The sequence below is a fragment of the Catenibacterium sp. UBA627 genome, from assembly GCF_002299355.1.
Classification (GTDB): Bacteria; Bacillota_I; Bacilli_A; order Erysipelotrichales; family Coprobacillaceae; genus Catenibacterium; species Catenibacterium mitsuoka.
In genome coordinates this window covers 26,294-41,929 of the sequence record NZ_DBPF01000044.1, presented here as the reverse complement: position 1 = coordinate 41,929, position 15,636 = coordinate 26,294, and the positions used below count along the sequence as shown (strand labels likewise).

The window sequence follows — 15,636 nt, the reverse complement described above, 5'->3', positions numbered from 1 at the left end:
TGCAAAGATTCTTGTTGGTATGACAGGAGATGCTACAAGTGATCATTCACGATTTAAGAATGTCATCCAAGCATATAAAGATGGCACAAAAGAAGCAGGTGGTCTTTATATCACCAATAGTGAATATGCCTTAAATGAAAATAAGAATTACTTCGCATCAGATGGTTACCATCCTAATGTGAAAGGTCATCAAGCCATTGGTGAAACAATTGGTGGCTATTTAATGAAATGCGAAGATATAAGAGTCAATTCTTATGCCTCTACTATTACTATAGGAGCAGGCACTTATGCCACTTCAAATGGTCATTTTATGAATACAACAGGTATTTATCACAATTACTATATGGTAGATGGTATTGTGGATCAGTCCATCTCAGGTGCTATTAAGTATGAAGGTGAATATTATAAAGTGGATGCAGGTAAAGTGGATACATCTTACACTGGTCCATGGAATTATAATGGAACAACCTATTATTTAGTGAGTGGTCATACAAATAAGAATATGAATGGTCCAATAAAGAACAAAGGTTATTGGTATTATGTGGAAAACGGTCTTGTGGTTAACAAGAATACGATCGTGTACTTTAATGGAGACTGGTATTATATTCATAATGGTAAGCTAGATAAGGATTATACAGGTTTAGTAGACTATAATGGAAAGACATATTATGTAGTTGATGGTGTAGTGAATCATTCATGTAATGGATTGACTTATATTAATGGTGAATGGTGTTATATCGTTAATGGTGTTTTAGATACAGGTTATAATAATCTGATTCTTTATAATGGTACATGGTATTATGTAGAGAATGGTAAAATCAACTGGCATTATACAAATCTTGTACAGTATTATGGTACTTGGTACTATGTGGAAAATGGTAAGATCAACTGGAATAAAAATACATTATGTCAGGTTAATGGTCATGGTACTTGGTATTATGTAGAGAATGGTCAAATCAATTGGCATTATCAGGGATTGGTTTACTGTAATAAAGAGTGGTACTATATTAAAAATGGTGTTCATCAAACAAACTATTCTAGTCTTGTACTTTATAATGGCACTTGGTATTATGTGAAAAACGGTAAGATTGACTGGTGTTATACAAACCTTGTACAGTATCATGGTACATGGTATTTTGTAGAGAATGGCAAGATCAACTGGGGTAAGAATACATTGTCCCAGGTAGATGGACATGGTACTTGGTATTATATTGAAAACAGTCAGATCAATTGGCATTATACTGGTTTAACACAATATTTTGGTACATGGTATTATATCCAGAATGGTGCATTGAACTGGTCTTATAATGGATTGGTGTATTATCATGGGACTTGGTTCTATGTCCATAATGGACAGATTGACTGGAACTATTCTAATCTCGTTTTATATAATGGTACTTGGTATTATGTAGAGAATGGCAAGATCGACTGGAATAAGATAACTTTATCTCAGGTTGATGGGCATGGTACATGGTACTATGTTGAAAATGGACAGATCAACTGGTCATATAATGGCTATTACAACAACCATACAATTCATAATGGTGTTGTATGTTAGGGGACATGATGTCCCCTTTTTTATGCAAAAAAAAGACTATGAAATCAGTCATAGTCTTATAGAAACATTAATAGTAATCCAAATGCAAAGAAGATAAGAATAAGATAGATTACAACCTTAATACTCCACTTAAAGATATAGTACATAAGAATAAATGGAAGAAATGCGAGAAAGAACATCATTGATAATAATGTACTTAACATAATCATCACCTCATTCTCATTATAACATTATTTTCCAGAGTCACCATAGTTTTTAAGTACTCTAGCACTTGGGTCATTGACATCACAGTTTTCCCAAGTCTTATTAGGCATCCAGAAATCCTTGATCCATTTGGCTTTCCCTGGGTAATAAGATTCAAAGATATCACGATATAATAGAGATTCTTTAGTAAATGGTGTGCAGTAAGGATACTTATCCTCAGCATTTTTAACATCTTCATCTGTATAGAGTGAATCAGCATATTCTTTTAAATAATCCACCATAGAATGTCCAACAGCATCAGAGAAAGCTGCTTTTTCTCTAAATAAGATATCCTGAGGAAGATAGTTTAAACCTTCAAAAGCATGTCTTAAGAGATATTTACCTTTATTGTATGTGTTCATCTTCTTCTTTGGATCAATACGCATTGTATAATCTACAAAATCAAGATCTGCGAAAGGAACACGACCTTCTAAGGCATTCGCACTAATACATCTATCTGCTCTTAATACATCATACATATATAATTCTCGCATACGTTTCTGAGATTCTTTCTGGAATTCTTCAGGACTAGGCGCAAAGTCTGTATATTTATAACCAAATAATTCATCACTGACTTCTCCTGTTAAAATAACCTTTAGATCAGTATGTTCATGAATATATTTACATAATAAGTACATACCAATACTTGCACGAATAGTTGTAATATCCCATGTTTCTAATGTGCGGATGACTTCTCTTAAAGAACCGAGTACATCTTCTTTAGTCATGATTACTTCTGTATGATCAGTACCTAGAAATTCAGCTACTTCTTTCGCATACTTTAAGTCAATTGGATCTGTTTCCATACCAATCGCAAATGTCTTGATAGGTGTATCAGTAATACGTTGACCAATCGCACATACTAAAGATGAATCTAAACCACCAGATAATAAATAACCAACAGGGGCATCACTCTGTAATCTCTTCTTAACGGCTTCAATTAGTTTAACACGTAAGTTCAAGGCGATTGTTTCTACATCATCATTATGCATTAATTTCACATCAGCCACATCATTGAAGCATATAAACTTCTCACCATCATAATAATGTCCTGGTGGGAAAGGCATGATTTCTTTACAGACAGGCATTAAAGCTTTAGCTTCAGAACCAAATGCGATAGTCCCTTTTTCAGTATATCCATAAAACATCGGACGAATACCAATTGGATCTCTTGCAGCCATCATCTTGTCAGTTAATGCATCATATAAGCAGAATGCATATTCACCATCTAAATATCTTACAAGTGTATCTAAACCATATTTTCTATATAAAGGAATTAATACTTCACAATCACTAGAAGACTTAAAAGTATATTCATCCATAATATTCTTCTTTAATTCTGGATAGTTATAGATTTCTCCATTACATACCACAATAGTATGATCATCAGAAAAAGGCTGCATACCCTTTTCGCTTAAATCCATAATAGCTAATCTATTAAAACCAAAAGTTTTATCGAATAATCGAGAAGTCTCGATCATATCTGGACCTCTGCCTTCAATCTTTCCTAAAGCTTCATCAAATACATCAATTTCTAGTTCTTTAGAACCTACTGTTAAAAAACCACACATTTACATCTTCCTCCCTATACTTGAGTCAAAAAAAACTCGCTTTGTGGTGCGAGTATCTTACTAAGTCGTTGAGTCTATAACTAAGTACAGACATACTTCAAAGAGCATGCGATACCCGCCAGCGGTAACGTCGCTGAAAGAACGTTCTAGCCTACTTGCATTATGCTTTGGGTAGACAGCTCAGAGGTGTTCTTCATCTATCACTTAACTGTAAGTCTTCCACCATCACTTACTCGCTGGAGTCTCTGTCATAGAATACTCTCCTCGTCTTCGCCTTTGTTGGGTTTAAGTATAATACAAAGATTTATTCAACGCAATAATAAATTATTATAAAAATGTTAAAAATTAATCGTAATTTAGCATATATACTAATTTTTGAATAATTATGTCGCTATATGTAAAAAAATCATTAAAGATTATAAATGTGGTAGAATAGAGATAGACAAGGAGGAAAGACCATGAAAGCAAGAACGTATTCCATCATAGAATTCAAAAGAATATTAGAAAACAATGGTTATCGATTCCTTAGACATGCAAAAGGGGACCATTGTATTTACTCTAATGGTGAACGCACTATTACTATTAAGAGGACTCATGTGAATAAGATGATTGCCCGTAGACTTATTAAGGAATATGATTTAAAGGTAGATGATTAGCATCTCTATTCACAAAACTTAAGTATGAAAATAACCTCTAGACGAATAGCCTAGAGGTTGTTTCTGTTTCTAGTAATGAGTCAATAATTTGTATTTTTTGATGAAATGTAGGAGTTTGCATAAGTACATTATTCAATTGCTTAAAAAAATATTTTATTATAAATTAAATAGCAGAACAGATATTAATTTATATCAATATAATACGACAATATTATACAAGTATAATAATATTGTACGAAAAGGTGGAGGTATTCAAAATGGCGAATAAGGAGTTTAGTAATACGATAAGAATATTAAGGAGTAATAATAATTTGACAATGCAGGAACTTGCAGACCAATTAGGTGTAACTAAAGGAGCAGTGAGCATGTGGGAAAATAAGGGAATTGTACCACGTGATGATATTTTGATGAAAATATCAAAAAAGTATAGAATTTCAATTGATAAATTACTTGGAAACAATCTTATGGATGTGGATGCTTCAAATGAAAAGTTATCATATATTCAAAGAAATTTGGATAGATTAGACGATGAACAATTGAAAAAGGCTGAGAATGTATTAAAAGTTGTATTTGATGATATTTTTGATGATGATGAAGGTGAAAATGATGATTTATAATAAAGAAACAAAACCTAGATTTAAAAAAATAGTTGATGAAGTTAATTTGATATTGTTGTCATCAAATAATATTCAAAGTTTTCCGTTTTCAATTACTAAAGTAATTAAAGAAAAAACAGGAATTGTTTGTAGAAACTATGAAAAAGCTGAAACATATGGAGTAGATATAAGTGCATTTGGTTCAGAAGATGCTATAATTCAGAACTTTCGTGGACGCTTCATCATTTTCTTTAATGATGCACCATATATTATGAATGAAAGAAAAAAATTTAGTTTAGGGCATGAATTTGGGCACTATATGATGAATCATGATTTAAATAATAAGAGTGATTATAGTTTATATGAAGTTGAAGCTAATTTTTTTGCTGCTCAATTGCTTATGCCAGAGCAAGTAATTAATGAATTACGTAGAAGAGGAATGCAAATAACACAAGAATATTTACAAAGATGGTTTGGAGTTTCTAAATCAGCTGCAAAAAAAAGAATAGAAACATTGAGAAAGGTAGATTATACACATCGTACGGATGAAGAAAAAGAGATGGATAATTATATAGTTTCGAAATTCCAAGATTTTATCAATAAAATAGCACCAATATCCAATTCATTTTTAGCATATGATACATATGATGAAGAAAAAATGCAAAATGAACGAGATCATTGGTATTAGAATATTATAAAAATCACATGATATAAACGATGTGATATAGGAGGTGGTTAGATATGAATGTAAAAATAAAACGTATTAAACATGTATAAAAACTGTTTAATACGTTTTATGTGAATGTGTTAATACACAATTCTTCGACCAAATTGAGTATATCACATTCACATATGGCACATCAATGAAATTTTACTATATCAAAAGTTCAAATTATGAACTTAGGAGGATGCTTATATGAATGTGAATAGTAAAAATAAAAGACTTAATCCTTTGTTTATGAGGAATCAATTTAAAGTTGAGGGGAAGTTTGGGATTCCCCTTGTGAAAAAACAAGACATATCATTACAAGATATTTCACTTATTGCTTGTTCTGATACGCAATCAAATGCTTCGGATTTTAATAAGCAATCTGGCGTTCATTTCTTTGTTGATGATTATCGCTTTGAAAATATCTATAGAAATCCTGAAAGGTCTTTAAAAAAGTATAGCCAATACGCTTTTCTCTTGACACCAGATTTTTCAACATATGCCGAAATGAATACTTGGAGGCAAATAGAAAGTATTGCTCATAGCCGTTGGGTAGGAGCATATTGGCAAAGTCAAGGGTTGAAAGTTATCCCGACAGTTACATGGAGTACACCTAGTAGTTACGATTATTGCTTTGATGGCATAGAAAAACATTCTATTGTTGCAGTAGGTATGATTGGTTGTAAAAATAATAGATTCAATTTTATGAATGGTTACAACGAAATGTTGAAAAGGATTGAGCCTGAAAAGGTTATTTGTTTTGGAAAACCATTTGATGAAATGAAAGGGAATATTATAACTGTAGACTATTTAAAGTCAAGAAAGGTTGTGAGATAGTATGGGTGGCAGAGGAACTTTTGCAATAGGCAATAATGTGGATTATACTTATGAAACTATTGATAAAATAGAAGGTGTTAAAGTATTGAGTGGAAAGAATGGTAAGCATGGATTGCCAGAAGAATCTCATTCAAGTACTGCATATATAAAGTTAAAACCAGATGGTACATTTCATGAAATGAGAATATATGACGAAAATCATTATTTAATCAAAGAGATAGCTTATCATCCAGAACCTGCAATAAATAACGGGGACAGAAAACACAATATATTGCATGTACATGATTATTTAGAAAGAGATAATTTTAAAATTCGACCTGTCCATCTTATAACAAAAGAAGAGTATGAAAAGTACAAAAAGTTTTTTAAGGGAGTGCCTCAATATGAAAAATGGTAATGTTCAGGAATTTGTAGATCATATACATTATGGTGATGAATTGTGGTTCCTATATAATGATACAAAATATTTTCTAGAAGGGTGGATAGAAAATGATATATTAGAGTTAGTGCTCTACGAAATGAAAGAAAACGGTCGGGACTATAAGTGGAAAGGTGACAACAATAATTATCCTGTGGAAGATTTTTTATCAGATAGAATTTTTGATGGAAAGACTTTTTGGGAAATAGAAAATGATATTACGTGGGTTGATTGTTAATTCTATGCTGAAAACAACATATTAATGCTTCTTCTGCGTTTTATAGACAATAAAAAAATTGAAACAACCTCTAAGCAAGTACAATGGCTTAGGGGTTGTTTTATGCTGCATTTCTACCAATAAATTTCGACTTATTATGAAAATGTAATAATTGATAACTTATCCCGACCTATAGATTTCTATGATATAATTCATGCGTGGAACAGCCGTATACGGTAGGTGGTTATCCTTGGTCGTTATGACGAAGGTACGCAACCCTTCGTGATTCTTCTCTTAAGTTGAAAACGGAGGTGATGCCTAATGACAACGTATGAAATAATTATGATTATGTTAACATGTTTAACACCGATCATATCTTTATTGACACTTGTTGTTAGATTACTTCTTATCATTATTGATAAGAACGAAAAAAAGTAACTACCTCGCTCCTAGGAAAAGTTTGGGGTAGTTACTTACCAAAAATAAATCCAAGGACAGCCGCTTACTGGCTGTTCCTTCTTTCGTTTTTATTATAGTTTACAACAAATTTAAAGTCAATATATGTGACTATGAGTGATGCTCATAGTTTTTTTGAAAAAAATTTAACTTTTTTTGAGAAAAAAACCATCTTCTAAGTGTATAGGTAAGTAGAGGGCCAAAGGAGGTGGTGATTGTGAAATGTCCTGTATGTGGTAATGAGGATGAACACTATATCAGCTATATCAATAAGAGACCTTATTGTAGAAAGTGCATAGCGTTTGGACGTACTTATTTAGATGAATCTTATCCAATACATACGACTCCTTTAATAATGACTGATGCGTCCTATCATCTTTCTTTTACCTTGTCGTCCCGCCAGCAGTTCATCTCTGAACAACTGATCACGAATTATGAGAATGCCACGAATTCTATTGTCCTTGCTGTATGTGGCTCTGGTAAAACAGAAATCTCTTATGCGATAATTAAGCATGTGATTGAAAAAGGGGGACGCGTATGTTTCACAATCCCTAGAAGACAATTGTGTATAGAATTACATGAAAGAATTCAGAAGGATTTCCCTCGCTTAACCATTGGTCTTCTATATGGGGGCTATCAAGAGAATAATGATGCCCCCTTAATCATTTGTACTACCCATCAGCTCTATCGATTTGTATCTTCTCCTTTTGATTTAATTATTATGGATGAAGCCGATGCATTTCCTTTTTATGGAGATGATGTATTGAACTCTATCTTTTATCATGCCTCTAAAAGGTATATTAAATTATCCGCTACATTACTTGAGGAAGATATTCATGATGAATGTGTCATGATCATGAATCGACGCTACCATGGTCATGATCTGCCTGTTCCTCATATTTATATCATTCCTCAATTTTTGTGGCTCATATCCTTGAAATATTGGGTTAAGAAACTGTTAGAAACGCACCTTAGAGTACTTGTTTATGTACCTAGGAAAAGTGATGCACAATACTATGCAGACTTGTTAAGGGATACATATAAAGTACAGGGTGTGAGTTCAGAGTCTCCTTATTTAAATAAATATACAAAGGATTTTAAAGAAGGATTATTAGATGTCTTAATCACCACAACGATATTAGAAAGAGGAATCACAATAGAGGATGTACAGGTGATTGTATTAGAAGCAGGAGATCGTATATTTGATGAAAGAACATTGATACAGATTGCGGGAAGAGTAGGAAGAAAAATAGGATATGAGGATGGAAGAATATTATTAATAGATAACCATTATTCAAAGGCAATGAAAGGATGTATCAAAACCATTCAATCTCTCAACAGGATGTCTGTTTGATCTGTTTATCCTCAATATCTAAAACATCTTCTTTTCATCAATTATTTTCCCATCACTGTATCTGTTCCTCCTGTTTATCTTTATTTAAGAGAATTGATATTAAGACAAACTTTCAAGGTTATCCGCTACGCATATTATATGCTTACAATGATTTCTTCCGTACCCTGCTTTTTCGTTATAAGGGACAATATGATTATGCTTTAAAGGATGCTTTCTTAGATATGTACAAAAGAGAACTACAAAGACGCTATAAGGATTATTTGATTGTTGTTGCACCAAGTGCTTCAAAGGCGAATGATGTGCGTGGTTTTGCTCCCAACCAGGCCATTGCAATGACAATTCACTCTCATGTTTTCAATGGACTCTATAAGAAAGTGAATTATAAACAAAGTGACCAGTCTTATACGCAAAGAGCAGGGATACGTGATGTGATTGGATTAAGGGGTGGATTATTTCTTAAAAATAGGAAAATACTTCTATTAGATGACGTGATGACTTCTGGAGAAACCATTAAGACTTGTCTTAAATTAATTGAAAAAGAAAAGCCCCAGAAAATCGAAATATTGATCCTCGCAATAAAAGAGAAATACCTTGTAAACTTGGGAATAATTAAACAAGCAAGGAGTATATAAAATGCTTTTGTTTTTTGCTATATGTATGATATAATGTATACGATTTTGTATTGAAAGGAGACACATCATGCCTAGTAAAAAACAAGAAATTAGAAAACAAGTTAAGAAAAAGTTAAAAAAGGAAGGAATGGAGCATCAGGAACTCGCTACAGACGCTGAAATCGTCGATTTAGGCGATCGTCGTGGAGATGATATCATTGTAGAATCATTTGATGATATCAAGACAGATGCAAAACCATTACCATTCTCTACAACACCACAGAAAGAGAAAAAAGGAATTACTGGCCGTATTAAGAGTATTTTCTCACAGGATAGTTCTATTCTACGTAAATTAGAAAAACAGGCAGATGAAATTATTGCGATAGAACCTCAGGCACAGGCAATGAGCGATGAAGAATTATGTGCTCAGACTCAGTTCTTTAAGGATCGTCTTGCAAAGGGTGAAACATTAGATGATATTTTACCAGAAGCATTTGCAGTTGTACGTGAAGCAGCTTACAGAGTACTAGGACTCAAAGCCTTCAAAGTACAGTTAATGGGTGCTATTACACTTCATAATGGCGATATTGCCGAAATGAAAACAGGTGAAGGTAAAACTTTAACATCTCTCTTCCCAGTATATTTGAATGCCTTAGATGGTAAGGGTGTTCATGTTGTTACAGTTAACGAATATTTAGCACGTCGTGACTGTGAATTAAATGGTCAGGTTTTCAAGTTCTTAGGATTGACTGTTGGTTTAAATGAAAGAGAACTAGATGCAGATGATAAGAGAAAACAGCATGCATGTGATATTACATATACTACAAATGCTGAATTAGGATTCGATTACTTACGTGATAACATGGTGACTAACTATGAAGATAAAGTACTTCGTCCATTACATTATGCATTAGTCGATGAAGTAGACTCTATCTTAATCGATGAATCACGTACTCCATTAATTATCAGCGGTGGTAAGAAGAAGACTGCTTCTATGTATATATCTGCTGACCACTTTGCGAAGAGCTTAAAGAATGAAAAGGATTATCAGGTAGATGTTGAAAGTAAGACATGTACATTAACGCCTGATGGTATTGCGAAAGCAGAAAAGGCATTTAATGTAGAAAACCTATATGATCCAGAAAATACTGCATTAGTACACTATATCAACCAGGCACTTAAAGCAAACTATACAATGACTAAGGACATTGAATATATGATTGCAACAGAAGATGGCAGCCATGATATTAGAAATGCTTCTATTATGATTATTGACCAGTTTACTGGACGTGTTATGCCAGGTCGTGCTTATTCTGATGGTTTACATCAGGCTATTGAAGCAAAAGAAGGTGTACCAATTAAAGAAGAAACTGTTACACTTGCAACAATTACTTATCAGAACTTCTTCAGATTATTTGATAAGTTAGCTGGTATGACAGGTACTGCAAAGACTGAAGAAGAAGAATTCCGTCAGATCTATAACATGCGTGTAGTTGTTATTCCTACAAACAAGCCTGTTATTCGTGATGATAAACCAGATTTAGTATTCTCAAGCAAGAAAGCTAAATATGCAGCTATTATTAGAGAAGTAGAAATGCGCCATGCTTATGGTCAGCCAATCCTTCTTGGTACAGTAGCTGTAGAAACATCTGAAATCTTATCTAAGATGTTAAGCGAAAAAGGTATTAAGCATAATACATTAAACGCTAAGAACCATGCAAAAGAAGCAGCTATTATCGCTAAGGCTGGTGTGAAGGGTGCTGTTACAATCGCTACTAACATGGCTGGTCGTGGTACTGATATTAAGCTAGGTGAAGGTGTTGCTGAAATTGGTGGTTTAATGGTTATTGGTTCTGAACGTCATGAATCTAGACGTATCGATAACCAGTTAAGAGGACGTTCTGGTCGTCAGGGTGACCCAGGATGTTCACAGTTCTTTGTATCATTTGAAGATGAATTGATGCAGAGATTTGCAAGTGAAAAGATTAAAGCTCTCACTGATTCATTCATGGAGGATGAAGCCATTGAATCTAAGATGATTACTAAGTCTATTGAAACTGCTCAGAAGCGTGTTGAAGGTCAGAACTTCGATATGCGTAAACAGTTGCTAGAATATGATGATATTATGCGTCAGCAGCGTGAAATCATGTATAAAGAAAGAGATGATATCATGCGTTCTAAAGACTTATCGGAAATCATCAAGGGTGAATTCTTAACAGCAATCGAACTAGATATTCCTAAGTTCACTAATAATGAAGGTAAGAAGCCAGTTGTAGATGTAGAAAAATTCTTAAGCTATGTTGGTAAGAACTACATGTTATTAAGTGAATTAGTTGCTAAGAATCCTGACGTAGCAGTGAATGATCCTCAGAAGGTGATTGATGCTGTGAGTGAAGTAGTCTTCATGAGCTATGAAAACAGATTCAATAAGGATCTTGAAGATTCAGTAAAACTTGATTATGAACGTCGTGTTCTTTTAGGTATCATTGACCATACATGGATCAACCATATTGATGCAATGCAGAAACTTAGAAATGGTATCTATTTAAGAGCTTATGCACAGCGTGATCCTCTTCAGGAATATACAGAAGAAGGTTTCTATATGTTCGAAGAGATGACAAAATCTATTTCTCAGGAAATTGCTCGTAACATTGTCCATATGGGTATCCGTCCTGGTACAGAAGCAGAAATGAACATTCCAGAAATTAAGGTTGAACTTGAATTTAAATAATGGAATTATATGAAATCAAAAACGGGCTGGAAGACGCCCGTTTATTATTAGACCAATTATATGTTTCTGCGAATATTGAAGTATTAAAAAGAGAAATAGAAGGATTGACTGTACAGACAATGGACGAACATTTCTGGGATGATCAGGAACATGCGACTAAAGTATATGCGCATCTGAATGAAATGAAGAAAGTGGCTGATACAGACGCTTCTTTAGAAGCAAGCTATGAAGAACTCATGGAAGTTTATGAATATGTTAAGGATACTGAAGATCCTGACTTTATGGCTTCTTTAGAAGAAGATTATATGATGTTCCATAAGAATTTGGATGAGTTTGAAAAGACATTATTGTTTGATCAGGAATATGATCATTCGAATGCGATTGTAGAAATTCATCCAGGTGCTGGAGGAACTGAATCTCAGGACTGGGCTGAGATGCTTATGCGTATGTATATACGTTATGGCGAAAAGAAAGGATGGAAGGTTGACGTTGATGATTATCTTGCAGGTGATGAAGCAGGATTAAAATCATGTTCTATCCGTTTTACTGGTTATAATGCGTATGGTCATTTAAGAGCAGAGAAGGGTGTTCATCGACTTGTACGTATTTCACCGTTTGATTCATCAAAGAGAAGACATACATCATTTGCGTCTGTAGAAGTTTCACCTGAATTAGATGATGATATTGAGATTACGATTGATCCAAAGGATCTACGTATTGATACATATCGTGCATCCGGTGCTGGAGGACAGCATATTAATAAAACTGATTCAGCAGTCCGTATTACTCATATTCCTACTAATACAGTTGTTTCTTGTCAGTCACAACGTTCTCAGTTACAGAACAGAGAACAGGCTATGTTGATGTTGAAGAGTAAATTGTATTTATTAATGCAGGAAGAGCATGCTGAAAAACTATCTGAAATTCAAGGTGAAAAGAAGAATATTGAATGGGGATCACAGATCCGTTCTTATGTTCTTCATCCTTATTCTATGGTCAAAGATAACCGTTCAGGTTATGAATCAAATGATCCAAAGAAAATATTAGATGGTGAGCTTGATGATCTTATTTATGCTTATTTAAGATCTCAAGTAAAGGAGAAAAGAAATGAGTAAAATGCATTCTGCAAAGAAATTAGTGATTGATTTTATTTTAGTGATGTTAGGGAATGCCATTATGGCTCTTGGTACTGCCGGTTTTGCGGTACCTGCTAAGATTATCCTTGGTGGAGCATCAGGTCTTGCCCTTTCATTCCAGCATTATGTGTTCTATGTTCATTTATCAACACTTGTACTTGGAATCAACGTTATTGCATTTATTGCTGGATATTTCTTATTAGGAAAGAAGTTTGCGGTGGGAACACTTGTTTCTACATTCGCATTCCCATTCTTCCTTGCTATATTTGAAAAGAGTTACTATTTAACACATTTGACTAAGGATACTTTACTTGCAGCTGTTTATGCAGGATTCCTTATTGGTGTTGGATTAGGACTCGTATTAAGACTTGGATATAGTACAGGTGGTATGGATATTCCACCATTACTTATCAATAAATATACAGGGCTTGCATTAGGATTATTAATTAATATCTTTGATATTATTATCTTAATTATTCAGATTCCATTCTCTGATGTTGAAGAAATCCTCTATGGTATTATTACTGTTGTTATTTCTACATATATTATTGACAAGATGATGTTACTTGGACAAAATAACATCCAGGTCATCGTTGTTTCAGAAAAATATGAAGAAATTGCGGAATCTTTAATGAAAGACGTAGATCGAGGATGTACTTTATTGAATATCACAACAGGATTTATGAAAAATGATTCTAAAGCAGTCATGGTTGTCTTGAATCGTCGTGAATATGCGGCTTTCCATGATATTGTTCAAAATATGGATCCAGAAGCTTTTGAAATCACAAGCGAAGTACATAGTGTCAATGGTAGAGGATTCACATTACCGAATGTTAACTTAGAGAGATGGTCTTCTAAAGAAAATTAAAAATAAAGCATGTATTATAATGAGTATGTGTTATAATGGGGAAACAAAGGAGTGTGATGATATGCAAGAAATGATTAAACTTGAAAACGTAACAAAAGTATATAAAACTGGCGTACGTGCAGTAAATGATATCTCACTTACAATCGATGCCGGCGAATTCGTTTATGTCATCGGACCTACTGGTGCTGGTAAATCAACATTTATCAAGCTCCTCTATCGTGAAGAAAAAGCTACAAGAGGTAAAGTTCTTGTGGATGGTACCGATGTGTCTCGTATTAAGAACTCTAAAGTCCCATTTTTCAGACGTAAAATTGGAGTTGTATTCCAAAACTATCGTCTTCTGCCAAAAAAGACAGTATTTGAAAATGTCGCCTTTGCGCTAGAAGTAACTAATACACCAAAAGCTGAAATTAGAAAAAAGGTTCGTAATGTACTAGAACTTGTAGGTCTAGAAAACAAAGCGAATTCGTTCCCGCATGAATTATCAGGTGGGCAGCAGCAGCGTGTAGCGATTGCGCGTGCTATTGTCAATCAGCCTAAGGTTTTAATTGCGGATGAACCAACAGGCAACCTAGATCCTGATACATCTCAGGAAATCATTGAATTGTTGGAAAGAATCAATGATGTCCGTCAAACAACTGTACTTGTTGTTACACATGACCGTGAAATTGTTCAGAGAAATAAGAAGAGAACTATTCTTATTGAAGATGGTTGTGTCACAACAGATACAAGTTTAGGAGGTTATCAGTCATGGAATTCGTAGAAGAATTGAAAGCAATGCCTAAGCATTGTAAAACTGCTTTCCAGAATATCTGGAGAAACGGTGTGATGTCTATTTCATCTATTTTTGCAGTTACGATTACGTTGATTTTGATTGGTGTTGTATCAGTCATTGCTATCAATGTGAATCATATGACTGTTAATATTGAAAATAGCTTGAATATTTATGTGAAGGTAGACCGTGGTGCTACTGATGAACAAAGTAAAGCTGTTGGTGATGAAATCAATAAATTAACTGGTATCAAGAAGGTTAATTATTCTAGTAAAGATAAAGAATTAGACAAATTAATTGCAACTCAGGATAAAAGTTCAAAACAGTTATTTGAAAACTATCGTAGTGATAATCCTCTTGGTGATGCATATATTGTAGAAGTCAAGAATGCGAAGAATCTTGATAAGGTTGCGAAAAAGATTGGGGATATCCCTTATGTAAAAGAAGTCACTTATGGTGGTTCTTCTACAAATAAATTAGTAGATATCCTTGAATCAGTACGTAATGGTGGGGCTATCTTTGTGGTTGCCTTAATTGTAGTAGCACTCTTTATGATTGCAAATACAATTAAAATCACTATTACATCTCGTTCAACTGAAATTTCAATCATGAGAATGGTTGGTGCTTCTAACTGGTATATCCGTATTCCATTTATGTTAGAAGGTATCTTTATTGGACTTATTGGTGCTATTGTGCCTTTAATTATCCTTGCTTATGGTTATAAGTTTGCCTATGTGACAATGACATCATTGATGTCTTCTAACTTGATCACATTTGTACCACCTTATCCACTTGTATGGGAATTAGGTGCATTCTTAGCACTACTTGGTGCTGTTGTAGGATTAATTGGTTCATTCTTCTCAGTACGTAAATTCTTGAAATTATAACTGCACATATGTGCAG

The 15,636-nt window shown here is 33.8% G+C and carries 15 protein-coding genes and 1 pseudogene; 14 read left to right on the top strand and 2 right to left on the bottom strand.

Annotation, left to right across the window (positions count from 1 at the left end; all coding sequences use genetic code 11):
- Positions 1-1,558, top strand: a pseudogene (locus B2S90_RS03220) (hypothetical protein); the annotation flags it as partial.
- Between the two features lie 56 nt (positions 1,559-1,614).
- On the opposite strand, the gene B2S90_RS03215 reads toward B2S90_RS03220, so the two are convergent.
- Complete coding sequence (locus B2S90_RS03215) at positions 1,615-1,761, bottom strand: hypothetical protein (protein WP_187114897.1); 147 nt, start codon at positions 1,759-1,761, stop codon at positions 1,615-1,617.
- 27 nt (positions 1,762-1,788) lie between these two features.
- Positions 1,789-3,372, bottom strand: a complete 1,584-nt coding sequence (asnB, locus tag B2S90_RS03210; protein WP_055234075.1) for an asparagine synthase B — start codon at positions 3,370-3,372, stop codon at positions 1,789-1,791.
- Positions 3,373-3,830: 458 nt separating this feature from the next.
- On the opposite strand from asnB, the gene B2S90_RS03205 reads away from it, so the two are divergent.
- From B2S90_RS03205 to ftsX, 13 genes are all read left to right on the top strand, one after another.
- Entirely contained in the window at positions 3,831-4,028 is a 198-nt protein-coding gene (locus B2S90_RS03205; RefSeq protein ID WP_055234076.1) for a type II toxin-antitoxin system HicA family toxin, read from the top strand.
- Positions 4,029-4,285: 257 nt separating this feature from the next.
- The gene (locus tag B2S90_RS03200) at positions 4,286-4,645 is read left to right on the top strand and encodes a helix-turn-helix domain-containing protein (RefSeq protein WP_055234077.1); all 360 of its coding nucleotides are present in this window, start codon (positions 4,286-4,288) and stop codon (positions 4,643-4,645) included.
- The gene (locus B2S90_RS03195) at positions 4,635-5,312 is read left to right on the top strand and encodes an ImmA/IrrE family metallo-endopeptidase (RefSeq protein ID WP_286696530.1); all 678 of its coding nucleotides are present in this window, start codon (positions 4,635-4,637) and stop codon (positions 5,310-5,312) included. The genes B2S90_RS03200 and B2S90_RS03195 overlap by 11 nt, the downstream gene beginning before the upstream one ends.
- Positions 5,313-5,540: 228 nt before the next feature.
- Positions 5,541-6,170: a DUF4417 domain-containing protein gene (locus B2S90_RS03190; RefSeq protein ID WP_215657374.1), complete on the top strand. Its 630-nt coding sequence runs from the start codon at positions 5,541-5,543 to the stop codon at positions 6,168-6,170.
- Position 6,171: 1 nt separating this feature from the next.
- The gene (locus B2S90_RS03185) at positions 6,172-6,567 is read left to right on the top strand and encodes a hypothetical protein (RefSeq protein WP_215657375.1); all 396 of its coding nucleotides are present in this window, start codon (positions 6,172-6,174) and stop codon (positions 6,565-6,567) included.
- The gene (locus tag B2S90_RS03180) at positions 6,554-6,826 is read left to right on the top strand and encodes a hypothetical protein (protein WP_055234081.1); all 273 of its coding nucleotides are present in this window, start codon (positions 6,554-6,556) and stop codon (positions 6,824-6,826) included. Before B2S90_RS03185 ends, B2S90_RS03180 begins: the two co-directional genes overlap by 14 nt.
- 652 nt (positions 6,827-7,478) lie before the next feature.
- The gene (locus tag B2S90_RS03170; protein ID WP_278779498.1) at positions 7,479-8,615 is read left to right on the top strand and encodes a DEAD/DEAH box helicase; all 1,137 of its coding nucleotides are present in this window, start codon (positions 7,479-7,481) and stop codon (positions 8,613-8,615) included.
- Positions 8,616-8,836: 221 nt separating this feature from the next.
- Positions 8,837-9,247 (top strand): phosphoribosyltransferase, encoded by a 411-nt coding sequence (locus tag B2S90_RS03165; protein WP_278860865.1) that lies wholly within the window; start codon positions 8,837-8,839, stop codon positions 9,245-9,247.
- A 67-nt stretch (positions 9,248-9,314) separates the two neighbouring features.
- Complete coding sequence (gene secA / locus B2S90_RS03160; protein ID WP_278779494.1) at positions 9,315-11,957, top strand: preprotein translocase subunit SecA; 2,643 nt, start codon at positions 9,315-9,317, stop codon at positions 11,955-11,957.
- Positions 11,957-13,072 (top strand): peptide chain release factor 2, encoded by a 1,116-nt coding sequence (prfB, locus tag B2S90_RS03155; RefSeq protein WP_055232763.1) that lies wholly within the window; start codon positions 11,957-11,959, stop codon positions 13,070-13,072. Before secA ends, prfB begins: the two co-directional genes overlap by 1 nt.
- A complete protein-coding gene (locus tag B2S90_RS03150; RefSeq protein ID WP_100054597.1) occupies positions 13,065-13,961 on the top strand; it encodes a YitT family protein in 897 nt (298 codons plus the stop codon). Before prfB ends, B2S90_RS03150 begins: the two co-directional genes overlap by 8 nt.
- Before the next feature lie 70 nt (positions 13,962-14,031).
- Positions 14,032-14,724, top strand: a complete 693-nt coding sequence (gene ftsE / locus B2S90_RS03145; protein ID WP_055232855.1) for a cell division ATP-binding protein FtsE — start codon at positions 14,032-14,034, stop codon at positions 14,722-14,724.
- Positions 14,712-15,620, top strand: coding sequence for a permease-like cell division protein FtsX (gene ftsX / locus B2S90_RS03140; protein ID WP_286696529.1), 909 nt, complete (start codon positions 14,712-14,714; stop codon positions 15,618-15,620). Before ftsE ends, ftsX begins: the two co-directional genes overlap by 13 nt.
- Positions 15,621-15,636 lie beyond the last annotated feature (16 nt).